Source organism: Pseudomonas sp. 20-5 (genome assembly GCF_056782835.1).
Window position 1 is genome coordinate 944,555 of the sequence record NZ_CM165584.1, and the last position, 20,902, is coordinate 965,456.

25 protein-coding genes, 1 pseudogene and 1 riboswitch are annotated in these 20,902 nt (G+C 68.2%); of the genes and pseudogenes, 14 read left to right on the plus strand and 12 right to left on the minus strand.

All coding sequences use genetic code 11. The annotated features are described in order from the left end of the window. Positions 1–19: 19 nt before the first annotated feature. Both AC1RB9_RS04410 and AC1RB9_RS04415 read right to left on the minus strand, forming a co-directional pair. Positions 20–226 carry a helix-turn-helix transcriptional regulator gene (locus AC1RB9_RS04410; protein ID WP_003093358.1) on the minus strand — a complete coding sequence of 69 codons (207 nt, stop codon included), beginning with the start codon at positions 224–226 and terminating at the stop codon, positions 20–22. Next, positions 223–597 carry a hypothetical protein gene (locus AC1RB9_RS04415; RefSeq protein ID WP_003454200.1) on the minus strand — a complete coding sequence of 125 codons (375 nt, stop codon included), beginning with the start codon at positions 595–597 and terminating at the stop codon, positions 223–225. Before AC1RB9_RS04415 ends, AC1RB9_RS04410 begins: the two co-directional genes overlap by 4 nt. A gap of 133 nt (positions 598–730) precedes the next feature. On the opposite strand from AC1RB9_RS04415, the pseudogene AC1RB9_RS04420 reads away from it, so the two are divergent. Beyond that, positions 731–1,027, plus strand: a pseudogene (locus AC1RB9_RS04420) (hypothetical protein); the annotation flags it as partial. Here the strand turns inward: AC1RB9_RS04420 and AC1RB9_RS04425 are convergent. Next, a complete protein-coding gene (locus AC1RB9_RS04425; RefSeq protein ID WP_003454197.1) occupies positions 1,024–1,692 on the minus strand; it encodes a helix-turn-helix transcriptional regulator in 669 nt (222 codons plus the stop codon). The pseudogene AC1RB9_RS04420 and the gene AC1RB9_RS04425 sit on opposite strands and share 4 nt — an antisense overlap. Before the next feature lie 228 nt (positions 1,693–1,920). Here AC1RB9_RS04425 and AC1RB9_RS04430 point away from each other — a divergent pair, with 228 nt between their 5' ends. The 6 genes from AC1RB9_RS04430 (at position 1,921) to AC1RB9_RS04455 (ending at position 8,805) form a co-directional block, all read left to right on the plus strand. Then, a complete protein-coding gene (locus AC1RB9_RS04430; RefSeq protein ID WP_003159318.1) occupies positions 1,921–3,408 on the plus strand; it encodes an aldehyde dehydrogenase family protein in 1,488 nt (495 codons plus the stop codon). A gap of 167 nt (positions 3,409–3,575) precedes the next feature. Beyond that, the gene (locus AC1RB9_RS04435) at positions 3,576–5,066 is read left to right on the plus strand and encodes an APC family permease (RefSeq protein ID WP_003119121.1); all 1,491 of its coding nucleotides are present in this window, start codon (positions 3,576–3,578) and stop codon (positions 5,064–5,066) included. After that, a complete protein-coding gene (locus tag AC1RB9_RS04440; RefSeq protein ID WP_003105260.1) occupies positions 5,041–5,619 on the plus strand; it encodes a DUF3156 family protein in 579 nt (192 codons plus the stop codon). Before AC1RB9_RS04435 ends, AC1RB9_RS04440 begins: the two co-directional genes overlap by 26 nt. A 160-nt stretch (positions 5,620–5,779) precedes the next feature. After that, positions 5,780–6,730, plus strand: a complete 951-nt coding sequence (feaR, locus tag AC1RB9_RS04445; protein ID WP_003454192.1) for a transcriptional regulator FeaR — start codon at positions 5,780–5,782, stop codon at positions 6,728–6,730. 268 nt (positions 6,731–6,998) lie between these two features. Then, positions 6,999–7,883, plus strand: a complete 885-nt coding sequence (locus tag AC1RB9_RS04450; RefSeq protein WP_003113045.1) for a dTDP-4-dehydrorhamnose reductase — start codon at positions 6,999–7,001, stop codon at positions 7,881–7,883. After that, positions 7,876–8,805 carry an NAD-dependent epimerase/dehydratase family protein gene (locus tag AC1RB9_RS04455; RefSeq protein WP_003137626.1) on the plus strand — a complete coding sequence of 310 codons (930 nt, stop codon included), beginning with the start codon at positions 7,876–7,878 and terminating at the stop codon, positions 8,803–8,805. The genes AC1RB9_RS04450 and AC1RB9_RS04455 overlap by 8 nt, the downstream gene beginning before the upstream one ends. On the opposite strand, the gene AC1RB9_RS04460 is transcribed toward AC1RB9_RS04455, so the two are convergent. From AC1RB9_RS04460 to AC1RB9_RS04485, 6 genes are all read right to left on the minus strand, one after another. Further along, a complete protein-coding gene (locus tag AC1RB9_RS04460) occupies positions 8,806–9,162 on the minus strand; it encodes a SirB2 family protein (RefSeq protein WP_003093338.1) in 357 nt (118 codons plus the stop codon). It lies immediately after the preceding gene. An 83-nt stretch (positions 9,163–9,245) separates the two neighbouring features. Continuing rightward, positions 9,246–9,944, minus strand: a complete 699-nt coding sequence (oprG, locus tag AC1RB9_RS04465) for an outer membrane protein OprG (protein WP_003093337.1) — start codon at positions 9,942–9,944, stop codon at positions 9,246–9,248. Between the two features lie 147 nt (positions 9,945–10,091). Continuing rightward, a complete protein-coding gene (locus AC1RB9_RS04470) occupies positions 10,092–10,610 on the minus strand; it encodes a DUF3299 domain-containing protein (protein WP_003105266.1) in 519 nt (172 codons plus the stop codon). A gap of 17 nt (positions 10,611–10,627) precedes the next feature. Beyond that, a complete protein-coding gene (locus AC1RB9_RS04475) occupies positions 10,628–11,893 on the minus strand; it encodes an ABC transporter permease (protein ID WP_003454187.1) in 1,266 nt (421 codons plus the stop codon). Positions 11,894–11,895: 2 nt separating this feature from the next. Beyond that, positions 11,896–12,600 (minus strand): ABC transporter ATP-binding protein, encoded by a 705-nt coding sequence (locus AC1RB9_RS04480; RefSeq protein WP_003093325.1) that lies wholly within the window; start codon positions 12,598–12,600, stop codon positions 11,896–11,898. Between the two features lie 88 nt (positions 12,601–12,688). Beyond that, positions 12,689–13,261 carry a DUF2796 domain-containing protein gene (locus AC1RB9_RS04485; RefSeq protein ID WP_003105271.1) on the minus strand — a complete coding sequence of 191 codons (573 nt, stop codon included), beginning with the start codon at positions 13,259–13,261 and terminating at the stop codon, positions 12,689–12,691. A gap of 132 nt (positions 13,262–13,393) precedes the next feature. On the opposite strand from AC1RB9_RS04485, the gene AC1RB9_RS04490 reads away from it, so the two are divergent. Further along, positions 13,394–13,750 carry a hypothetical protein gene (locus AC1RB9_RS04490; RefSeq protein WP_003105273.1) on the plus strand — a complete coding sequence of 119 codons (357 nt, stop codon included), beginning with the start codon at positions 13,394–13,396 and terminating at the stop codon, positions 13,748–13,750. A 24-nt stretch (positions 13,751–13,774) separates the two neighbouring features. Here AC1RB9_RS04490 and trxA read toward each other — a convergent pair whose 3' ends face one another. The 3 genes from trxA to AC1RB9_RS04505 all read right to left on the minus strand — a co-directional run bounded on the left by trxA (position 13,775) and on the right by AC1RB9_RS04505 (position 15,845). Beyond that, a complete protein-coding gene (gene trxA, locus AC1RB9_RS04495) occupies positions 13,775–14,644 on the minus strand; it encodes a thioredoxin (RefSeq protein ID WP_003454182.1) in 870 nt (289 codons plus the stop codon). Positions 14,645–14,715: 71 nt separating this feature from the next. Next, positions 14,716–15,378, minus strand: coding sequence for a class I SAM-dependent methyltransferase (locus AC1RB9_RS04500; RefSeq protein WP_003113049.1), 663 nt, complete (start codon positions 15,376–15,378; stop codon positions 14,716–14,718). After that, a complete protein-coding gene (locus AC1RB9_RS04505) occupies positions 15,375–15,845 on the minus strand; it encodes a YbaY family lipoprotein (protein WP_003113050.1) in 471 nt (156 codons plus the stop codon). The genes AC1RB9_RS04500 and AC1RB9_RS04505 overlap by 4 nt, the downstream gene beginning before the upstream one ends. Positions 15,846–16,030: 185 nt before the next feature. Between AC1RB9_RS04505 and nrdR the strand changes: the two genes are divergently transcribed. The 6 genes from nrdR to nusB all read left to right on the plus strand — a co-directional run bounded on the left by nrdR (position 16,031) and on the right by nusB (position 20,894). Then, on the plus strand, positions 16,031–16,495 hold the full coding sequence (nrdR, locus tag AC1RB9_RS04510; RefSeq protein ID WP_003107181.1) for a transcriptional regulator NrdR: 465 nt from the start codon (positions 16,031–16,033) through the stop codon (positions 16,493–16,495). Beyond that, the gene (ribD, locus tag AC1RB9_RS04515) at positions 16,492–17,613 is read left to right on the plus strand and encodes a bifunctional diaminohydroxyphosphoribosylaminopyrimidine deaminase/5-amino-6-(5-phosphoribosylamino)uracil reductase RibD (protein ID WP_003107179.1); all 1,122 of its coding nucleotides are present in this window, start codon (positions 16,492–16,494) and stop codon (positions 17,611–17,613) included. The genes nrdR and ribD overlap by 4 nt, the downstream gene beginning before the upstream one ends. Positions 17,614–17,694: 81 nt before the next feature. Next, positions 17,695–17,857, plus strand: a riboswitch (FMN riboswitch). A gap of 183 nt (positions 17,858–18,040) precedes the next feature. After that, a complete protein-coding gene (locus AC1RB9_RS04520; protein ID WP_003093316.1) occupies positions 18,041–18,700 on the plus strand; it encodes a riboflavin synthase in 660 nt (219 codons plus the stop codon). 26 nt (positions 18,701–18,726) lie between these two features. After that, the gene (ribBA, locus tag AC1RB9_RS04525; protein WP_003454181.1) at positions 18,727–19,824 is read left to right on the plus strand and encodes a bifunctional 3,4-dihydroxy-2-butanone-4-phosphate synthase/GTP cyclohydrolase II; all 1,098 of its coding nucleotides are present in this window, start codon (positions 18,727–18,729) and stop codon (positions 19,822–19,824) included. Positions 19,825–19,941: 117 nt separating this feature from the next. Then, on the plus strand, positions 19,942–20,418 hold the full coding sequence (gene ribH / locus AC1RB9_RS04530) for a 6,7-dimethyl-8-ribityllumazine synthase (protein WP_003093311.1): 477 nt from the start codon (positions 19,942–19,944) through the stop codon (positions 20,416–20,418). Then, positions 20,415–20,894, plus strand: a complete 480-nt coding sequence (gene nusB / locus AC1RB9_RS04535) for a transcription antitermination factor NusB (protein WP_003093308.1) — start codon at positions 20,415–20,417, stop codon at positions 20,892–20,894. Before ribH ends, nusB begins: the two co-directional genes overlap by 4 nt. Positions 20,895–20,902: the final 8 nt, after the last annotated feature.

The following is a 20,902-nucleotide window of genomic DNA, read 5'->3' on the forward strand; positions in this document are numbered from 1 at the left end:
TTCGGAAGCGGGACCGGACTCAGTCCAGCTGGCCTTCCCGGTCGTCGAAGATCGCTTCTATGGCCAGTCCGAACACCCGGGCGAGCTTGAACGCCAAGGGCAGGCTTGGATCGTAGCGGCCGGTTTCGATGGCGTTCACCGTCTGCCGCGATACCTCCAGCTTTCCGGCCAGCTCCGCCTGTGACCAACCGCGCTCCGCGCGCAACTCGCGAACGCGGTTCCTCATGCGTAGCGCCTCAGTCCCAGGGCGCAGCCGATGACCCAGAACGCGCCCATCAGGGGCCAGACGAAGAACATCGAGAGTTTCGGAAAGCCGGTGGTTTCGAGGAAACCGTAGGTGAAGGTGAGCAGGGCGGTGCCGACGAAGGCCAGGGCGAGGGCTTCGAGATGGATGCGCCGGGCCATTTCGTCGAGGCGCCGCAGGTAACGGATCACCACCAGCGCCAGGGCGACCATCGGTGGCACCGGCAGCAGGGCGAGGAAGACCCGGCCGGCGCCCGGTTCCGTGCCCGCCAGCAACTGGCCGCTGATCAGAACGGCAGCGGCATAGGCGACCAGCGCGAGAAGCAGTTCGAGGAAGAAACGTTTGTGGGTCATGGTTGAACCGTCCATGTAAAGGGGGCTTTACATTGGCCGGGATGCTCTTCTTTGTCAAGCAAGCTTTACATTCTCCATGGGCTTGCCTTGGCGAGGAGACTCGGGGATGGTAGCGGGCGGCCTCTGGGAGAATGGCGAAATGGCGCCGCCGCCGGAGGCACCGCACTGGAACCTGGGTTTCGCCCGCGCCCAACTGGAGGCCGCGGAGTTGCCGCCGGTGGCTGGCGGCGAAGGTTGGGAGGTGTTGCACTTCGCCGATGTCGGCGCCCTGGCCTGGTACCTGTTGAACCTGCCCTGGGTATTTCCCGGTTTTTCCTTCAGGCGCCACCGCAAGGGCCTGCGCGGCCTGCACGAGAGCGGCGAGCCGCTGGCGGTGCGGCAGTTCCTCTTCTGGCTGGAGGCGCGCAACCCCCAGGCAGCGCGCGGCTAGAGGAAGAGTCGCTTCACCAGCTCGGTGCGGCTGCGCGCACCGGTCTTGCGGAACAGGTTGAGCAGGTGGGTCTTCACCGTCGGCAGGCCGAGTCCGAGGCACTGCGCCAGGCATTTGTTGCTGACGCCGTCACGCAGCAGCAGGGCGATCTCCCGTTCCCTCGGCGTCAGGCCTTGCAGGCGCTCGGCGCTGGCCGCTGGCGTGGCGCATGCCTGCGCCGCCAGCTCCATCAGGCCATGCAGGGCGCGCAATTGTCGCAGCTCCTGGTCGGAGAAGGCCCCTAGGCGGGCGTCGCGCAGTAACGACAGGGCCGCCACCGGACGCTGCTGCGCATGCGCCAGTACCTCGACCACGTCGCAGATCCCGTGGCGTCGCAGGAAGCCCTGGTACAGCGCGCTGTCCTTCGCGGGCTGGCGGGCGATGCCCTGGCGCAGCGGCACTACCGGCGAAGCGCTGGCCAGGCAGTGGCGCGGCTGCAGCGGATCGTAGTCGCGGTAGTGGCGCAGGTAGTCGCGGTGCATGCCGGCCGGCATCCGCAGGAGCTGGAAGTCGTGTGCGCGACAGTCCTCGTCGATGCGATAGAACACGCACAGGCTGGCCGGCACCACCTGGGTGAAGGCCTGCATGCAGCGCGGGCCGAGGTCGGGCGACAGGGTCGAAGGCATGGCGCGGGACTCCCGTGGGACGAGGCGGCGGGACGTCCACTGTCCTGCCTGCCGGGCAGAATGTCCATGCCCCGGCGCGCCGTCTTGTCTCTCTCTGCCTGGCTTGGCAGGCAGCGGCAAGAAACCCGGCAGGCTGGAGCAAGCGAGCGGGGGAGCGGCGGGTCCAGAGTATTCCCGGGTAGTAGGCGCATGCATGACGCAGCGCCGTCGCCAAGCCGAGGAGCACACATGAGTATTGCCATCGACCCGTCCGTCAGCGCTTTCTTGCGCAGTCCCCATGGCCTGCTGATCGACGGTGAGTCCGGGCCGGCGCGTTCCGGCGCCGACATGCCGCTGTACGACCCGGCGACCGGCGCCGAGCTGGCGCGCGTGGCCCGCGCCGGCGCCGAAGACGTCGATCGGGCGGTCGCCGCCGCGCGGCGCGCGTTCGAAGGCAGCTGGGCAGGCCAGCGCCCGGCCGATCGCGAGCGCCTGCTGCTGCGACTGGCGGAACGGGTCGAGGCGCATGGCGAGCAACTGGCGCAGTTGGAAACCCTGAACAACGGCAAGTCGATCAACCTGTCGCGGGCCCTGGAGGTCGGCGCCTCGGTCGAGTTCATCCGCTACATGGCCGGCTGGGCGACCAAGATCGAGGGCCGCAGCCTCGACCTGTCGATCGCCGCGGTCCCAGGCGCGCGCTACCGGGCCTACACGGTGCCGGAGCCGGTGGGCGTGGTCGGAGCCATCGTGCCGTGGAATTTCCCCTTGCTGATGGCGATCTGGAAGATCGTCCCGGCCCTGGCCTGCGGCTGCACCGTAGTCCTCAAGCCGGCCGACGAAACCCCGCTGACCGCCCTGCGCCTCGGCCAGTTGTGCCTGGAGGCGGGGATTCCGCCAGGAGTGGTGAACATCGTCACCGGCACGGGCGCCGAGGCCGGCGCGGCACTGGCGGCGCACCCGGGCATCGACAAGCTGGCGTTCACCGGCTCGACCCCGGTGGGCAAGCTGATCGGGCATGCGGCGGTGGAGAACATGACGCGTTTTTCCCTCGAACTCGGCGGCAAATCCCCGGTGATCATCCTCGATGACACCAGCCTGGACATGGCTGCCGCCGGTTCCGCCGGCGCGATCTTCTTCAACCAGGGGCAGGTCTGCACCGCTGGCTCGCGCCTCTATGTTCAGCGCAAGCGTTTCGACCAGGTGCTGGAGCGCCTGGCGGCCATCGCCGGCGACCTGAGCATCGGCCCCGGCCTGGATCCGACCACGCAGATCAACCCGCTGGTCTCGGCCAGGCAGCAGGAGCGGGTGCTGGGGATGATCGAAAGCGGGGTGGCCGAGGGCGCCAGCGTGGTCTGCGGTGGGGCGCGCCAGGGCGAGACGGGGTTCTACGTGCAGCCGACGATCCTTGCCGACGTCACCCCGGGGATGCAGGTGGTGCGCGAGGAAATCTTCGGGCCGGTGCTGGTGGCGACGCCCTTCGACGATCTCGACGAAGCGGTGCGCCTGGCCAACGACAGCATCTACGGGCTCGGTGCGAGCATCTGGTCCAACGACCTGCGCCAGGTCATGGACCTGGTGCCCAGGATCAAGGCCGGCACGGTATGGGTGAACGCCCACAACCTGCTCGACCCGTCGATGCCGTTCGGCGGCTTCAAGCAGTCCGGCATCGGACGCGAGATGGGCCATGCGGCGATCGAGGCGTACACCGAGAACAAGTCGGTGTGCATCGCCTACTGATATCGATGAATCGGGGGGAGCCGATTCGTTCGGCTCTTTCGCTGCCCTCCGCGGCAGCCTTTTGTTCGACACGCCTCGCCTGCCGGCGGAGCGTACGGGACGCCGGCGCGTCCCGCAGGGCCTGACGCAAGAACAACAACAGCAACGCTGCCGTCGAGGATACGTCGATGTCCAACTCCAGACTCACCCAGCACCTGCTCCGCGGGCGGGTTGGTTTCCCCACCGCCCTGGCCAGTTCGGTCGGGTTGATCATGGCCAGCCCGGTGATCCTCACCGCCACCACCGGCTTCGGCCTGGGCGGCGGAACCTTCGCCGTGGCGATGCTGGTGGCGCTGCTGCTGATGCTGGCGCAGTCCACCACCTTCGCCGAGGCCGCCTGCCTGCTGCCGACCCGTGGCTCGGTCTACGACTACCTGTCGTGCGGCCTCGGGCGCTTCTTCGCGATCACCGGCACGCTGTCGGCCTACCTGATCGTCCATGTGTTCGCCGGCACCGCCGAGACCATGCTCAGCGGCACCATGGCGCTGGTCAACTTCGAGTCGCTGAATACCCTCACCGAGCCGGGCGGCGGCGCCTGGCTGGTGGGCGTCGGCATGGTGCTCTGCTTCGGCCTGCTGAATGCGCTGGGGATCACCGCCTTCGGTCGCGCCGAAGTGATCCTCACCTTCGGCATGTGGAGCACCCTGATGATCTTCGCCGTGGCCGGCCTGTTGCGCCTGCCCGCGGTGGAGTTGCAGGGCTGGTTCGGGGCCTCGATGGTCGGCGACGACCTGCCGACCCTGCTGTCGCTGGTGGGCATGGCGATGTTCATGTTCGTCGGTTGCGAATTCGTCACGCCGCTGGCGCCGGAGGTGCGCCACGCTTCGCGGACCCTGCCGCGGGCGATGGCCCTGGGGTTGATCGGGGTGGCCTGCTGCATGTTCCTCTATGGCGCGGCGATGCGCCGGCAGGTGGAAAACCTCGACCTCGGCGGCGGCCTGCACCTGCTGGAGACGCCGATGGCGATCCCGCGATTCGCCGAGCAGGTGATGGGACCGTTCGGACGCATCTGGCTGGGCGTGGGCCTGCTGTTCGCCGGGGCCGCCACCATCAACACCCTGATGGCCGGCCTGCCGCGGATTCTCTACGGGATGGCGCTGGATGGCGCCTTGCCGAAGGCCTTCACCTACCTGCACCCGCGCTTCAAGACACCGTTGCTGTGCATCGCCGTGGCAGCGGCGATTCCCTGCCTGCACGCCTGGTGGCTGGGCGGCGACAGCGAAGGGATCATCCACCTGGTCCTGGCTGCGGTCTGCGCCTGGGGCACCGCCTACCTGCTGGTGACCCTCTCCGTGGTGCTGCTGCGCATCCGTCGCCCGGACCTGCCGCGCGCCTACCGCTCGCCGCTGTTCCCGTTGCCGCAGCTATTCTCCAGCGCCGGAATCCTGCTGGGGATGTTCTACATCACGCCGCCGGGGATGAACCCCGCCGACATCTACCTGCCGTTCGCCCTGATGCTCGGCCTGGCGGCCGCCTACGCCCTGTTCTGGACCCTGTGCGTACAGCGGGTGAATCCGTTCCGTCCGCTGGCGGTGGAAGAGGTGCTGGAGAAGGAATTCGCCGAAGAGGACCAGCAGCAGCGGGAGAGGGCGCATGTCCGCCTGGGCGCGCTGGTATGAGCGTCACTGGCGCGACTGGCGGCCAGCCGCCTATCGCCCCGGAGCCACCCTGGCCCTGGTGCGGCGCAACCTGGCTGCGTGCGACGGCGAGGCGCAGGACGGCAGGCTGTTGCTGCGTACGAAAGAGCTGAGCCTCGAGGTTCGCGAGCGGGTCCAGGCGCACCTGTTCATGCATATCGTCAGCACCGAGTTCAGCCTGTTCGTGGCGGCGCCCGGGGGGCCGCCGGCCAGCCTGGAGCTGCGTCACGCCGGTTGTTTGCGGCGTCGCGGCATCCTTTGCAAGGTACGCAGCGGGAGCGGGCTCGAGCCGTTGCGGGAGGCCTTGCAGGGGGGCGACCGGGTCTTGCTGGAGCAGCTCATGCCGCTGGACTTCCGGAGTTTGCGCCTCTGCCGCGACGACAGGGGCTGGACCGTGAGCCTGGAACACCTGGGGGCGTGCGAGGTGGTCAACCGCTTCCCCGCCTATCGCCGCTACATCCCTCTGGTCGCCGAGCAGCGCCTGGCCCTGCTGGGCGCCTTCGCCCAATTGCAGCGCCTGCTTTCTCCCGCCTGAACGGCCCTTGCCGGCTCTCCCGGATGCGTATCCGCCGGTCCATTTGCGCTAGCTTGTGGGTATATCGATAACATGTTAATCATAACGGCAGCGCTGCGTGGCTCGGTAATTGCCGCGCCATACAACAATAACGATGGCCGTTGCCGTCAGGAGGTGCCCGGTGCATACCCTGTCTTCCGCACACAACAGCTTCGAAGCCTGGAACCAGGCGTTGCGCCAGGTCTGCGGGCGCTTCGAATCGCAACCCGCGCTGAACCGGACGCTGTTCATCGGCGATATCTCGCGGCAGGACCTCGGCGGTCTGGAGTTGGCGCAGATCCGCACCAACGCAGGGCGCATCGCCCGCCAGGCCACCCATGCCGATCATGACGACGACCGCCACTGCTTCCTGGTCGTCCAGCGCAGCGGCCATGCGCAACTGCGCCAGGGTGGGGACAGCATAGAGCTGGCGCCAGGGGAAATGGCGCTGATGGACTCCGCGGGCGGCTGCGAGATCATTCCTCACGGACTCATCGAACACACCTCGTTCCATCTCTCCCGCGAAGAGGTATGCCGGCACCTGCCACCCAGCCAGCGGGCCTTCGGCAAACTCTCGCCGAACTGCGCCAGCGGTCGCCTGCTGAGCCTGCTGGTGCAGCAGGTGTGCGCCGGAGAACTGCAGCCGTGGGCGGTGGCGGACGAGGGCGGGGCGTTGCAGGAGGCGCTGATCGCCCTGCTCGGGCCGGCGCTACAGCACGCCGGCGAGGAATTGGAGGGACCGCTGGCCGGGCTCTATGGCTACAGTCTGCGCCGGCACGCGGAGCGTCTGATCGAGCAATCCCTGCAGAAGCCGCGCCTGAGTCCGGACATGCTCGCCGGCCGCCTGCGCATCTCGGTGCGCCAGTTGTACCGGTTGTTCGAGGAGCAGGGCGACAGCGTCTGCCGCTACATTCTCCGCCAGCGCCTCAGCCGCAGCGCCGCCGACCTCGGCAACCCACGGCTGCGCGGCGAATCGATCACCTCCATCGCCTTCAAGTGGGGTTTCAGCGACTCGGCGCATTTCAGCCGGGCGTTCAAGAAGCAGTTCGAGGTTTCGCCCAAGGACTATCGGGCCGGCGCGCTACCGGCCTGACGCCGCCGCGCGCTGCCATTCGTCCCGCCGATCCGCGCCGCAGGCGGAGCTGGCCCGGTGAATGCTTGACGCTTCACCGGAGGCACAGCAAGAATGCGGCGTGTCAGGTTGCATGAAAATAACGGCGGCGCTGTCCGGGGTACCTGCCGCGACAAGCAGCACCCGATGCCCGCACCTTTCATGTCGCCAGCGAGGCGCAGGATGTCATTGCCTTGGGGCGTGCGCCGCGTCGCTATTCACTATCAGATTTCGAGTGCCCCCCTACACCATGCGAATGCGCCTGATGCTTTTGGGCGGCGGTAATGCCCTTGGACAGGCGCTGATCCGCCTAGGGGCGGAGGAAGACATCGGTTTCCTCGCGCCCAGACCACCCGAGCAGGGCTGGGATGCCGCCAGCCTCACCACCCTGCTGGACGAAACGCGCCCCGACGCGGTGATCAACCTCGCCTTCTACCACGACTGGTTCCAGGCCGAGCAGGTCGAGGCGGAGCGCCTGGGCGCCCAGGAGCGCGCCGTCGAGCGCCTCGCGGAGCTCTGCCAGCACTACGAGATCCTGCTGGTCCAGCCGTCCAGCTACCGGGTCTTCGACGGCGCCCGCGCCACCGCCTACAGCGAGAAGGACGAGACCCTTCCGCTGGGCCTGCGTGGCCAGGCGCTCTGGCGCATGGAGCAGAGCGTGCGCGCGGCCTGCCCGCGACATGTGCTGATCCGCTTCGGCTGGCTGCTGGACGAAAGCCCGAACGGCTTGCTGGGACGTTTCCTCAGCCGCGCCGAGCAACCGCAGCCGCTGTTCCTCGCCGACGACCGGCGCGGCAACCCGACGCCGGTGGACGACGCCGCGCGGGTGGTGCTCTCGGTGCTCAAGCAGCTCGACTGCCAGGCGCCGCTGTGGGGCACCTACCACTACGGCGGACTGGAAGCGACCACCACCCTGGCGCTGGGACAGGTGATCCTCAACGAGGCGCGTACCTATCGCTCCAACCTGATCCAGGAGCCTTCGGCGGAGGCCCATGCCGCGCGCCCGGACGCGCTCGACGAGCCGCAGCACGCGGTGATGGTCTGCAAGAAGATCCTCCACACCTTCGGCATCAAGCCGCGCGCCTGGCGCGCAGGTTTGCCGGCTCTATTGGACAGGTACTACAGGCATGTTTGAACGCCCCATCCTGATCACCGGCGGCGCCGGTTTCATCGGCTCCCACCTGACCGACGCGCTGCTGGCGCGCGGCTACCGCGTGCGTGTGCTGGACAACCTGTCCACCGGCAAGCGCGACAACCTGCCCCTGGACGACGAACGGGTAGAGCTGCTCGAAGGCGACGCCGCCGACGCGGCGACCCTGGCGGCCGCCCTGAAGGGCTGCGCGGCGGTCGCCCACCTGGCCGCGGTCGCCTCGGTACAGGCCTCGGTGGACGACCCGGTCGCCACCCACCAGAGCAATTTCATCGCCACCCTGAACCTCTGCGAAGCGATGCGCGAGCAGGGCGTGAAGCGCGTGGTGTTCGCTTCCAGCGCAGCGGTCTACGGGCAGAACGGCGAAGGCACGGCGATCGACGAAGACACCCCGAAGTCGCCGCTGACGCCCTACGCGTCGGACAAGCTGGCCAGCGAGTACTACCTCGATTTCTATCGCCGCCAGCATGGGCTGGAGCCGGCGATCTTCCGCTTCTTCAACGTCTACGGGCCGCGCCAGGACCCGTCCTCGCCCTATTCCGGGGTGATCAGCATATTCACCGAGCGCGCCCTGAAGGGGACGCCGATCACCGTGTTCGGCGACGGCGAGCAGACCCGCGACTTCATCTACGTCGCCGACCTGGTCGATTTCCTGGTCCAGGCGCTGGAGGCGACGGCGGTGGAGCCCGGGGCGGTGAACGTCGGCCTGAATCGCAGCATCAGCCTGAAGCAGTTGCTGGCGGAGATCGGCCAGGTGCTCGGTGGCCTGCCGCCGGTGACCCACGCCGACGCGCGAGCCGGTGACATCAGGCATTCGCGGGCGAACAACGAGCGCCTGCTGCGGCGTTTCTGCTTCGACCAGCCGACGCCGATGGGCGTGGGCCTGGCGCGCCTGCTCGGCCGCTGATCACCACCAGGGCTTGTTCAGCGCCAGGTAGAAGATCCCGCCCAGCAGGGTGAGGCTGAGGACGCTGAGCAGGCCCTTGCCGGGGCCCCGCGCCATCCGCAGGGCGAACGCCGCGCAGACGATGTAGCCCAGCAACAGCCCCAGCTTCGCCAGCAGCCAGAGCGGCAGCGGCCAGGGCATCGCCAGGTGCACCAGGCCGAGCGCGCTGAGCAGCAGCAGGGTGTCCACCAGGTGCGGTCCCCAGCGGCGGATGCCGCTGGCCTTGCGCCCCGACCAGTTCCAGGCCAGGCGCCAGACGAACAGGGCGGCGCTGCTGAGGGCGAAGGTGATGTGCAGGGTCTTCAGCCAGAGGTACATGGGGTCCGTTTCCACAGGATGAAAAAAGGCGCCCGAAGGCGCCTTTTCCCGTTGGGGGCGCAAGCCCCGCGACAGTCTACGACTCAGAACTTGTAGCCGAAACCGATCATGTAGACCCACGGATCGACGTCCACGTCGACCTTGGTCTTGTTCACGCCCAGGGCGCTCGGGCCGTTGATGCTGGCCTTGGTATCGATGTCCATGTACCAGACGGCCATGTTGAACAGCGCGTGCTCGTTGAGCATGTAGTCGAAGCCCAGTTCGCCGGCCAGGCCCCAGGAGTCCTGCAGCTTCATGCTGCTGAAACCCTGCGCCTTGCGGTTGCTGGCGAGGTCTTCGTCGAAGAAGGTGGTGTAGTTCACGCCCAGGCCGCCGTAGGGCTGGAAGGCGCTGTTGGTACCGCCCATGGGGTAGTACTGGAGCAGCAGGGTCGGCGGCAGTTGCTTGATGTCGGCCAGCTTGCCGTCCAGGCCCGGGCCGAGGCCCTTGACGTCGACCTGGTGGTTGAACGGAGTGGCGGCGACCAGTTCCACGCCCCACTTGTCGGCGAACATGTAGGTGAAGGTCAGGCCGAGCTGGGTGTCGCTGTCGACAGTCGCCTTGGTACCGCGCTGCTTGGCGCCGTCCAGCTTGATGTCGGAACTGCTGTCGTCGGGATCGACGGTGGCGAAGCCGCCACGGATGATGAAGTCACCGGCCTTGTGTCCTTGAATATCCGCAGCGGCGAACGGGGAGGCGACGGTGAGGGCCAGCAGGGAAGCGGTAAGCCAGGACTTACGCATGATGAGCTCCATTCCTTGTATTAGAAAGTGTTGGTGCTGCTAATGGTCAGCCAGCTAACAGTTGCCTTCCTTGACACAGCTCAATCAATCCTAGGAGCAAATGTGACCGCCGCAACGTAAATGGCGCGGCGGATTGTCGCATGTCGTTCAGCCACCTTCGTATTCGTAGGGCGTCACCTTGCTCGCCTGCATGCGGTAGCCGGCCGCCGCCAGCTCGCTGCTGGCGTTCTCCACCTTGAAGGTGCCCTCGACCCAGAATGGCTGATACAACTCGTCCATCTGCACGCCCTTGGCGGTCTTCACGTAGACGATCTGGTTCGACGGCGGCGGCGGTACGTGGATGCAGGCGCCGTAGTAGGGGACCAGGAGGAACTCGGTGACCAGCCCGGCCTCGCTGATTTCCAGCGGCACGATGTAGCCCGGCAGCTTGGCCTCGATGCCGTCCAGTGCCTTCACCACCGGGGCGTTGGGGCTCTGCTGGCTGGCCGCCGGACCGGCTTCGCTGAGGGCGTTGGCGAGGTCGTGGATCGGCAGCGGCGCCGGGGCGGGCGGGGCGCCGGCCGGGATCAGTTGCGACCAGGTCAGTTCGCGCGGCGCGGCGCGCGCCACGGCACTGCCCAGGAGCAGGGCGAAAGCCAGCAGGAGGACGGTCAGGGAGCGCAGCATCGGGGAATATCTCCGGGTCATAGGCGGATCGACAGGCCATCGGCCAGGGACTGGCGGTAGGCGCGCCAGGCCGGCACGCAGCCGATCAGCACGGCGGCCGCCAGGATAGCCCCGAGCAGGCTCCACTCATAGTCGCTCGGCCAGGCCAGCGGCAGGTAGATGCCGTAGTTGGCCTGGACGTAGCCCTGGCTGGCGGCGATGCCGAGGTAGAGCAGGCCCAGGCCGAGGGCGACGCCGGACAGCGCCAGGCTGAAGGCCTCGGCCAGCAGCAGGCCGAAGATGTGCCAGGGGCGCGCGCCCACCGAGCGCAGGATGGCCATCTCCCGGCGGCGCTCGTTGAGGCTGGTGAGGATCGCCGTGAGCATGCCGATCAGGCCGGTGAGGACGACGAACAGCGAGACCACGAACAGTGCCTTCTCGGCGGTGCCCATCAGGCCCCACAGTTCCTGCAGGGCGACACCGGGGAGGATCGCCATCAGCGGTTCGCCGGGATAGTCGTTGACCTCGCGTTGCAGGGCGAAGGTCGCCACCTTGCTCTTCAGGCCGACCAGGAACGCGGTGATCGCCTGTGGTTGCAGGTCCATGTGCCGCGCCTGTTCGGCACTGACGCGCCCGGCGCCCATCGCCGGCACCCCGTTGCGCCAGTCGACGTGCAGCGCCTCCATGCCGGCGAGGGATATGTGCAGGGTGCGGTCCACCGGGGTACCGGTGCGCTGGAGGATGCCGACCACGGTGAACGGCTTGTCGTCGTGCTTGACCAGGCTCACCGTGCTCACCCCATGGGCCAGCACGATCTTCTCGCCGAGCCTGTAGTGCAGGGCTTCGGCCACCTCGGCGCCGAGCACCACGTCGAACAGGTCCTGGCCGAAGGCGCGGCCCTCGGCCAGTTGCAGTTCCTGGCCGCGGCCGTAGCGGTAGTGCTCGAAATAGCCGGCATCGGTACCCATTACCCGGTAGCCGCGGTGCGAGTCGCCGAGGGAGATCGGGATCGCCCACTTCACCCGCGGGTTTTCGGCGAAGTGCCGGTAGCTGTCCCAGCGGATGTTGTTGGTCGCGTTGCCGATGCGGAATACCGAGTAGAGCAGCAGGTTCACCGAGCCGGAGCGCGCGCCGACGATCAGGTCGGTTCCGGAGATGGTACTGGCGAAGCTGGCCTTGGCCTCGGTGCGGACCCGCTCCACCGCCAGCAGCAGGCAGGCGGAGAGGGCGATGGCGAAGATCGTCAGCAGGGCGGTGAAGCGGCGGTTGGCCAGGCTGGCCAGTGCCAGTCGGAAGAGATACATGCTCAGAGTCCTGCCGGCCGGGCGGCGCGGTTGAGATCGGAAAGGGACAGGCTGCGGTCGAACAGCCCGGCCAGGCTCTGGTCGTGGCTGACGAACAGCAGGCTGGCGCCGGCCTCGCGGCATTCGGCGAAGAGCAACTGGAGAAACGCCTCGCGGCTGTCGGCGTCGAGCGCCGAGGTCGGCTCGTCGGCGATCACCAGCTCCGGCTGGCCGATCAGCGCGCGGGCGGCGGCGACCCGCTGCTGCTGGCCGATGGACAGGCTGTCGGCGCGGCGTTCGTGCAGTTCGCCGCCGAGGCCGAGCTGGCCGAGCAGATGGCTGGCGGCCTGCGCCGGGCTACCGTGGCGTTCGCGGGCGCGCTGACGGCGCAACGCGGAAAAGTGACAGGGCAGCTCGACGTTCTCGCGTACCGAGAGGAATGGCAGCAGGTTGAACTGCTGGAAGATGTAGCCGGTGTGGTCGACGCGGAAATGGTCGCGGCGCGCGGCGGACAGCTTTTCCAGGTCCTCGCCGAGCAGGCGGATGCTGCCGCGGCCGGGCTTCTGCACGCCGCCGAGGAGGCCGAGCAGGGTGGTCTTGCCGCTGCCGGAAGGCCCCTTGAGGAACAGGCTCTCGCCGCGTTCGAGATGGAAGCTGGGAATGTCCAGCAACTCCGCCTGGCCGGGCCAGGCGAAGCCGAGGTTGGTCAGGGTGATCAGTGCGCTCATGGGGGTAGGGGCGGAACGCTCCGCCGGAGCCTCGAGAATGGATGGAGGGGCGCCGCGCCGAATCCCTCGCGGCGCCTCCGGAACGATCCTACAGCTTCAGCTCGGCGCTGGCCGGAGCCAGGTCGGCGCCTTTCTGGCCGTCGGGACCGATCAGTTGTACCTGAATTTTCTGGGTGGCGGGGAAGCGCTTGAAGAACTCGGCGAGGGTCAGCAGCTTGAGCAGCTCGGGCTTCTCGCAACTGAGCTGGTAATGGGCGTGGATATCGGCATGACCGTGTTCGTGTTCGTGGCCTGCCTTCTCCTTGTGCGCGTGGGCCGGCGCCTTGTCGCCGAACAGCGGACTCCGCAGTTCCTGGCTGGCCACCGAGCAGCCGGCGGTGACCGGCAGGGCGAACAGCTCCAGCGGTTTTTCCAGCTGCGCGCGGGCCTTGGCCACGGCGGCCTTGTCCGCGTCGGTGCTGGCGGCGTGTTCGAAACCGACCAGGTTCATCGCCGGGCTGTCCAGCTCCAGTTCGAGGGTCTTGCCGTCCAGCGCCACGTTCAACTGGGCGACGCCGTGCTCGTGCTTGCCCAGGCTGCCATGGGCGTGGTCATGGTCGTGGTCGTCATGGGCCTGGGCGGCGAACGGCAGCAAGACGAGGGCTAACAGCAGTGGGCGCATGAACGGGACTCCGGCAAGGAAGGAAAAGAGTTTGTTACGTTATAACGAATTTTTCCGCCTGCCTAGCCTGGCCGATTTGGCCCCTACGCGCCGACGTGGGAGCATGGCGCGATTCGCTTGTGGAGAAACGAGATGGTGCGGATTCGCGGAAGCATCGGCGACTGGCCGGTGGACCTGACCCTGGAACTGGACGCCGAGGATTGGCGCCAGCTGGCGCAACACGTGCCCCCGCCGCCGCTGGGCGAGCCGCAGGTCGCGGCGGCCAGGGCGCCGGCGCCGGCAGCGCCGGTGGATCGCCTATGGCAGACCGCCCAGGACCTGCTGCGCGGCAGCGGGCGGATCGAGGGGCCGCAGTTGCTGGCGGAGTTGGAGGGGTTCAGCGGCAATGCCGGCGCCGCCAAGCAACTGCTGGTGCGCCTGCGGCACGACGCCCGGGTCAAGGTCGAGGTGGTCGACGGCACCCAGGTGTTCGTCTGGCTGGAGGACTGAGCCCCGCGGACGGGGCTCGGCGACTCAGTAGAGCGCCTGGTACAGCTTGCGGCGGTAGGCGGTGACCAGCGGGTGGTCGTTGCCAAGCAGGTCGAAGACCTGCACCAGGGTCTTGCGCGGCAGGTCGTCCTGGTAGCCGCGGTTGCGCAGGAACAGCTTGAGCAGTCCGTCCAGGGCCGCCTCGTACTGCTGCCGGGCGAGCTGCTGGACGGCCAACTGGTAGGCTGCCTCGTCGTCGCCGGCATCGGCCGCCAGGCGGCTCTTCAGCTCTGCGCTGTCGGGCAGGTCGGCAGCCTGGCGCAGGAAGGTCAGCTGCGCGCGGGCGCCGGCCAGGGCCTGCTTGTGCTCGTCGCTCTTCACCGCGTCGAGGATGGCCTGCGCCTCTTCCAGTTCGCCGCGCTCGGCCAGGCAGCGGGCGTAGAGGATCAGCGCCGCGGCGTTCTCGTTGTTCTCCGCCAGCAGGGCTTTCAGGGTCGCTTCGGCGTCGCCGATGCGGCCTTCGGCGAACAGCGCCTGGGCCACTTCCAGCGGGTCTTCGTCGGGCAGCGCCGGTGCTTTCACATGGGGTTCGAGCAGGGCGCGGATCTGCGATTCGGGCTGGGCGCCGGCGAAACCGTCGACCGGCTGGCCATCCTTGAACAGGACCACGGTCGGCAGGCTGCGGATGCCGAAGCGCATCACGGTGTCCTGCTCGACGTCGCAGTTGACCTTGGCCAGCAGCAATTCGCCCTGGTAGGACTCGGCGATCTGCGCCAGCAGTGGCATCAGCGCCTTGCACGGGGCGCACCAGTCGGCCCAGAAGTCCACCAGGACCGGCTTGTGGAACGAGTTCTCGATGACCAGCTGCTCGAAGTTGGCGCCGGTGACGTCGAAGATGTAGGGCGTATCGCTCATGTCGATTCTCGGAAACGCAAGGTGGTGACCACTATAAGTGGGGGCGCGCCGCGCGCAAACAAGCCCGTGCCTCAGGCTTGCCCGCGTTCGGCGTGATACAGGCTGACCAGGCGGAATTCGGCGGGCTCGGCGAGGTCCGGCCAGGTACAGGCTTCGAGCACGTCCAGGCGTCGGTACAGCGGATGACGGAAGTCACGGACCCGCGAGTCGGCGACCAGCGCCTGGCGGCCGCGGCTGAGGAACTGGTCGAGCAGCGGCAGGTTGGCGCGGTCGTAGAGCACGTCGGCCACCAGGATCAGGTCGAAGCGATCGTCCTCGGCGAAGAAGTCCGCCGAATAGCTCAGCTCCACTCCGTTCAGTTCGGCGTTCGCCCGGCTCGCTGCCAGCGCCAGGGGATCCAGGTCGCAAGCCACCACCTCGGCGGCGCCGGCGCGGGCCGCGGCGATCGCCGCCACCCCGGAGCCGCTGCCGAAGTCCAGCACGCGCTTGTCGCGGACCCACTGCGGGCGCGCCGCCAGCCAGCGCGCCAGGACCAGCCCGCTGGCCCAGCAGAAGCACCAGTACGGCGGCTCTTCGAGGATGCGGCGGGTTTCCTCCGGGCTGAACTGGCGGTCCATGTTCTGCGCGTCGATCAGCCACAGGCGCAGGTCGGTGCCGGGCAGCGCGGTGGCGCTGAGCCGGGCGTCGCCGAGCAGCTCGCCCAGCGCCTGGGTCAGGGCTTGCGGTGCCGTCACGGCGCGCGTACCAGGCGCAGTTCGCCGAGGGACTGGGTGGTCGGCTGGGCGATCCGCAACGGATGCAGGCGCCAGGCCAACTGGCCGGACTGGATCACCCGCGCGTGCAGTTCGACGCGCAGCGCGCCACCGGCCGGCGGGAAGGATTCGGGGTTGAACGGCAGGCGGAAGGGCATGAGTTCGCCGGTGGCCAGCACCGTCTCGCTGGCCAGCAGCCGCTGTGGACGGTCGCGCTCGTCGATCACCAGCAGTGCCATCTGCACCTCGCTGCCGCGTGGCAGGCTGCCCTGGATGCTGCTCAGCGTTCCGCTCAGCTCGCGCAGGTGGGCCGGTAGCACCGGCTCGACCATGGTCACGCTGCGCGAAGCTTGCGGCGTTGGCGCAGGCTTCGGCTTGTCGCTGGAACAAGCGGCGAGGAGAAGGACGGCCAGCAGGGCGATCGGGCGCAAGGTCATGGGCTGCTCCATAGCGGTGGAATCCGGGCGGCGCTTGTATAGCGCAAAGTGTGATTCTTGTCGCGCTTCGCGTAGGCCGCAACGTCCGATTCCTCTCGCCTTTCCCAGCGTGCCGGCGCCGGTCGATTCTGCGGGTGCTCGGTCGGGCGCGGATGCGCTACCATGCGGCTTCCTTCAGCTACGCCTGTATCAGCACCATGCATTGTCCCTTCTGCGGTGCCCATGACACCAAAGTGATTGACTCGCGACTGGTCGCCGAGGGCGATCAGGTGCGCCGGCGCCGCGAGTGCCTGGCCTGCGGCGAACGCTTCACCACCTTCGAGACCGCCGAGCTGGTCATGCCGCGCCTGATCAAGCAGGACGGCAGCCGCCAGCCGTTCGACGAGGACAAGCTGCGCGCCGGCATGCAGCGCGCCCTGGAGAAGCGTCCGGTCAGCGTCGAGCGCCTGGAAGCGGCCATCGGCCACATCAAGCACCAGTTGCGCGCCACCGGCGAGCGCGAGATCAAGTCGCGGGTGCTGGGCGAACTGGTGATGGCCGAGCTGCAGAAGCTCGACGAAGTCGCCTACATCCGTTTCGCCTCGGTCTACCGGCGCTTCCAGGACCTCAACGAATTCCGCGAGGAGATCGAACGCCTCGCCCGCGAGCCGGCCAAGGAATGAACGCCGCCGACCCGCTGTACATGGCCCGCGCCCTGGAACTGGCGCGCCAGGGGCTGTACTCCACCCATCCGAATCCGCGCGTCGGCTGCGTGCTGGTCAAGGACGGCCAGGTGGTCGGCGAGGGCTGGCACGTCCGCGCCGGCGAGCCGCACGCCGAGGTCCATGCCCTGCGCCAGGCCGGCGAGAATGCACGCGGCGCCACCGCCTACGTGACCCTCGAGCCCTGCAGCCACTTCGGCCGCACCCCGCCGTGCGCCGATGCGCTGGTGGGCGCCGGGGTGGCGCGGGTGGTCGCGGCGATGCAGGATCCCAACCCCGAGGTCGCCGGTCGCGGCCTGCTGCGTCTGATGCAGGCCGGCATCGCGGTGCAGAGCGGCGTCCTCGAGGCCGAGGCGCGGGAACTCAACATCGGTTTCATCAAGCGCATGGAACATGGCCTGCCGTTCGTCCGGGTCAAGCTGGCGATGAGCCTGGACGGGCGCACCGCCATGGCCAGCGGGGAAAGCCAGTGGATCACCGGGCCCTCCGCGCGTTCGGCGGTGCAGCGCTTGCGCGCTCGCTCCAGCGTGGTGTTGTCCGGCGCCGATACGCTGCTGGCGGACGATGCGCGGCTCAACGTACGCCCCGACGAACTGGGCCTGAACGCCGAGCTTACCGCGCTCGCCGCGGCTCGCCAGCCGTTGCGGGTGCTGGTCGACGGGCGCCTGCGGGTGCCGCTGGAGTCGGCGTTCTACCAGGCCGGTCCGGCGCTGGTGGCGACCTGCGCCGCCGCCTCGGCGCGCGAACGCTTCCAGGACGCCGGCCACGAACTGCTGGCGCTGCCCTCCGCCGAGGGCCACGTCGATTTGCACAAGCTGCTCCTGGAACTGGCGGCGCGCGGCGCCAACGAAGTGCTGGTGGAGGCCGGCCCGCGTCTGGCCGGCGCCTTCGCCCGGCTGGGGCTGGTGGATGAGTACCGGCTGTTCGTCGCGCCGAAGTTCCTCGGCTCCAGCGCCCGTCCTTTGCTCGACTGGCCGCTGGCGCGGATGGCCGATGCGGCGCAGTTGCGGATCGACGACATCCGCGCGGTGGGCGACGACTGGCTGGTCACCGCGCGGCCCCATCCGCGGGACGCCTGAACTTCGCTGCGCGGCGACGCGGCGGACGATGCACAAGCGGCGCAACTGTGGTAAAACGCCACACGGCCATCTCGGTGGCCGTAACGTTCTCAGGGCGGGGTGAAAGTCCCCACCGGCGGTAATGGCGCGCAAGGCGCCTAGCCCGCGAGCGCTTGCCGGACCGGCCACCGCCGGACGACAAGGTCAGCAGACCCGGTGCGATTCCGGGGCCGACGGTCATAGTCCGGATAAAGAGAGAACGGGATTGCCTGCCTGGGCGTACCCTGTGCGCCCGCAAGATCCCCTTCGATCCAAAAAGCCCTGTTTTTCACGAAACAGGAGTTCGTCATATGTCTTCATCTTGGAATACCCGCGCTATGGCACGCAGGCCGCTCGGCGTCGCGCCGGCCATGCTGTGCGCCTGTGCGGCGGAAAAACGGGAGGTCGCATGTTCACCGGCATAATCGAGTCGATCGGCAGCGTCCGCGCAATGACGCCCAAGGGCGGCGACCTGCGGGTCTACATCGCCACCGGCAAGCTCGACCTGGGCGACGTCAAGCTCGGCGACAGCATCGCGGTCAACGGCGTCTGCCTGACCGCGGTGGAACTGCCCGGCGATGGCTTCTGGGCCGACGTCAGCCGCGAGAGCCTGGCGCGCACCGCCTTCCAGCACCTGAAGGTGGGCAGCCGGGTGAACCTGGAAAAGGCCCTGACGCCGACCACCCGCCTCGGCGGACACCTGGTGAGCGGCCACGTCGACGGCGTCGGCGAGGTGCTCAAGCGCGAGGAGAACGCCCGCGCCATCCAGTTCACCGTGCGTGCCCCGCGCGAACTGGCCAGGTACATCGCGCACAAGGGCTCGATCACCGTCGACGGCACCAGCCTCACGGTGAACGCGGTGAACGGCGCGGAGTTCGAGCTGACCATCGTCCCGCATACGCTCAGCGAAACCATCATGGCCGAGTACCAGCCCGGACGCCGGGTCAACCTCGAGGTCGACCTGCTGGCCCGTTACCTGGAGCGCCTGCTGCTTGGCGACAAGGCCGCCGAGCCCAGCGCCTCCGGCATCAGCGAAGCGTTTCTCGCCGAGAACGGTTTTCTCAAGTAACCCACGAATTGCATAAGGGGGTGCCCATGGCACTCAACACGATCGACGAACTGATCGAAGACATCCGCCAAGGCAAGATGGTCATCCTGATGGATGACGAGGACCGCGAGAACGAAGGCGACCTGATCATGGCCGCCGAATGCGTCCGCACCGAAGACATCAACTTCATGGTCAAGCATGCCCGCGGCCTGGTCTGCATGCCGATGACCCGCGAGCGTTGCGAGCGCCTCGGCCTGCCGCTGATGGTGCAGCGCAACGGCTCCGGCTTCGGCACCAAGTTCACTGTCTCCATCGAGGCCGCCGAGGGCGTCACCACCGGCATCTCCGCCGCGGACCGCGCCCGCACCGTGCAGGCTGCGGCGGCGAAGAACGCCGTGGCCGCCGACATCGTCAGCCCCGGCCACATCTTCCCGCTGATGGCCCAGCCGGGCGGTACCCTGGCTCGCGCCGGGCACACCGAGGCGGCCTGCGACCTGGCGCGGATGGCCGGGTTCGAGCCGTCCGGGGTGATCTGCGAGGTGATGAACGACGACGGCAGCATGGCTCGCCGGCCCGAACTGGAGGCGTTCGCCGCCGAGCACGGGATCAAGATCGGCACCATCGCCGACCTGATCCACTACCGGCTGATCCACGAGCGCACCGTCGAGCGCATCGCCGAGCAGCCGCTCGACAGCGAACTGGGCCACTTCAACCTGATCACCTACCGCGACTCGGTGGAGGGCGACGTGCACCTGGCGCTGACCCTCGGCAAGGTCTGCGCGGAAGAGCCGACCCTGGTCCGCGTGCATAACATGGACCCGCTGCGCGACCTGCTGCAGGTCAACCAGCCGGGCCGCTGGAGCCTGCGCGCGGCGATGACCAGGGTCGCCGAGGCGGGCAGCGGCGTGGTGCTGCTGCTCGGTCACCAGATCGGCGGCGACGACCTGCTCGCCCATGTCCGCGAGATCGCTTCGGCGCCGGCTCCGGCGCCCAAGGCCACCACCACCTACAGCACCGTCGGTGCCGGTTCGCAGATCCTGCGCGACCTCGGCGTGCGCAAGATGCGCCTGCTGAGTGCGCCGATGCGCTTCAATGCGATATCCGGTTTCGACCTGGAAGTTGTAGAATACCTGCCCGCCGAATAAGGCCTGTCCCGCCCGCCGCGTGCAAGATCGCGGTGGGCGCTATGCTGGACGGACCTTTCGACCCTTTTCGCTCGGGGCGCAACGGCGTCCCGGCTCTTTAACAGATGAGACCTGCTCATGACCCTGAAGACCATCGAAGGTACCTTCATTGCCCCCAAAGGCCGCTACGCTCTGGTGGTCGGCCGCTTCAACAGCTTCGTCGTGGAAAGCCTGGTCAGCGGCGCCGTCGACGCCCTGGTCCGCCACGGCGTGGCTGAAAGCGAGATCACCATCATCCGCGCCCCGGGTGCCTTCGAGATCCCGCTGGTGACCCAGAAGGTCGCCCAGCAAGGCGGCTTCGACGCCATCATCGCCCTCGGCGCGGTGATCCGTGGCGGCACCCCGCACTTCGAATACGTGGCTGGCGAGTGCACCAAGGGCCTGGCCCAGGTGTCCCTGCAGTTCGGCATCCCGGTCGCCTTCGGCGTCCTCACCGTCGACTCCATCGAGCAGGCCATCGAGCGCTCCGGCACCAAGGCCGGCAACAAGGGCGCCGAAGCCGCGTTGTCGGCCCTGGAAATGGTCAGCCTGCTGGCGCAGTTGGAGGCCAAGTGAGCAATCAAGACAGCGGCAACCCGGCAGCCAAGCCGCCGAAAGGCAAGACCGCCGCTCGCCGCAAGGCCCGCAGCCTGGCCGTCCAGGCCCTGTACTCCTGGCAGATCGCCGGCCAGCCCCTGCACGAGATCGAGGCGCAGTTCCGCACCGACAACGACTTCTCCGAGGTCGACGGCGCCTACTTCCACGAGATCCTGCACGGCGTGCCGCGACAGAAGAGCGAGCTGGACTCCACCTTCGAGCCCTGCCTGGACCGCCCGCTGGCCGAGATCGACCCGGTCGAGCTGGCCATCCTGCGGCTGTCCACCTACGAGCTGCGCAACCGCATCGACGTGCCCTACAAGGTAGTGATCAACGAGGGCATCGAGCTGGCCAAGACCTTCGGCGCCACCGACGGCCACAAGTTCGTCAACGGCGTGCTCGACAAGCTGGCGCCGCGCCTGCGCGCCGCCGAGCTGCGCGGCGGCAAGCGCTGATCCCGCGC

What these genes read in the sequence shown, in the direction of transcription:
- oprG (WP_003093337.1), bottom strand. Translation starts at nt 9,944, where the DNA reads ATGCGTAAGTCCTGGCTTACCGCTTCCCTGCTGGCCCTCACCGTCGCC.
- nrdR (WP_003107181.1), top strand. Translation starts at nt 16,031, where the DNA reads ATGCATTGTCCCTTCTGCGGTGCCCATGACACCAAAGTGATTGACTCG.
- AC1RB9_RS04480 (WP_003093325.1), bottom strand. Translation starts at nt 12,600, where the DNA reads ATGAGCGCACTGATCACCCTGACCAACCTCGGCTTCGCCTGGCCCGGC.
- AC1RB9_RS04440 (WP_003105260.1), top strand. Translation starts at nt 5,041, where the DNA reads ATGTCCGCCTGGGCGCGCTGGTATGAGCGTCACTGGCGCGACTGGCGG.
- ribD (WP_003107179.1), top strand. Translation starts at nt 16,492, where the DNA reads ATGAACGCCGCCGACCCGCTGTACATGGCCCGCGCCCTGGAACTGGCG.
- AC1RB9_RS04490 (WP_003105273.1), top strand. Translation starts at nt 13,394, where the DNA reads ATGGTGCGGATTCGCGGAAGCATCGGCGACTGGCCGGTGGACCTGACC.
- AC1RB9_RS04450 (WP_003113045.1), top strand. Translation starts at nt 6,999, where the DNA reads ATGCGAATGCGCCTGATGCTTTTGGGCGGCGGTAATGCCCTTGGACAG.
- AC1RB9_RS04520 (WP_003093316.1), top strand. Translation starts at nt 18,041, where the DNA reads ATGTTCACCGGCATAATCGAGTCGATCGGCAGCGTCCGCGCAATGACG.
- trxA (WP_003454182.1), bottom strand. Translation starts at nt 14,644, where the DNA reads ATGAGCGATACGCCCTACATCTTCGACGTCACCGGCGCCAACTTCGAG.
- AC1RB9_RS04430 (WP_003159318.1), top strand. Translation starts at nt 1,921, where the DNA reads ATGAGTATTGCCATCGACCCGTCCGTCAGCGCTTTCTTGCGCAGTCCC.
- AC1RB9_RS04435 (WP_003119121.1), top strand. Translation starts at nt 3,576, where the DNA reads ATGTCCAACTCCAGACTCACCCAGCACCTGCTCCGCGGGCGGGTTGGT.
- AC1RB9_RS04475 (WP_003454187.1), bottom strand. Translation starts at nt 11,893, where the DNA reads ATGTATCTCTTCCGACTGGCACTGGCCAGCCTGGCCAACCGCCGCTTC.
- AC1RB9_RS04415 (WP_003454200.1), bottom strand. Translation starts at nt 597, where the DNA reads ATGACCCACAAACGTTTCTTCCTCGAACTGCTTCTCGCGCTGGTCGCC.
- AC1RB9_RS04410 (WP_003093358.1), bottom strand. Translation starts at nt 226, where the DNA reads ATGAGGAACCGCGTTCGCGAGTTGCGCGCGGAGCGCGGTTGGTCACAG.
- ribH (WP_003093311.1), top strand. Translation starts at nt 19,942, where the DNA reads ATGACCCTGAAGACCATCGAAGGTACCTTCATTGCCCCCAAAGGCCGC.
- AC1RB9_RS04460 (WP_003093338.1), bottom strand. Translation starts at nt 9,162, where the DNA reads ATGTACCTCTGGCTGAAGACCCTGCACATCACCTTCGCCCTCAGCAGC.
- AC1RB9_RS04505 (WP_003113050.1), bottom strand. Translation starts at nt 15,845, where the DNA reads ATGGAGCAGCCCATGACCTTGCGCCCGATCGCCCTGCTGGCCGTCCTT.
- AC1RB9_RS04425 (WP_003454197.1), bottom strand. Translation starts at nt 1,692, where the DNA reads ATGCCTTCGACCCTGTCGCCCGACCTCGGCCCGCGCTGCATGCAGGCC.
- AC1RB9_RS04485 (WP_003105271.1), bottom strand. Translation starts at nt 13,261, where the DNA reads ATGCGCCCACTGCTGTTAGCCCTCGTCTTGCTGCCGTTCGCCGCCCAG.
- ribBA (WP_003454181.1), top strand. Translation starts at nt 18,727, where the DNA reads ATGGCACTCAACACGATCGACGAACTGATCGAAGACATCCGCCAAGGC.
- AC1RB9_RS04470 (WP_003105266.1), bottom strand. Translation starts at nt 10,610, where the DNA reads ATGCTGCGCTCCCTGACCGTCCTCCTGCTGGCTTTCGCCCTGCTCCTG.
- AC1RB9_RS04455 (WP_003137626.1), top strand. Translation starts at nt 7,876, where the DNA reads ATGTTTGAACGCCCCATCCTGATCACCGGCGGCGCCGGTTTCATCGGC.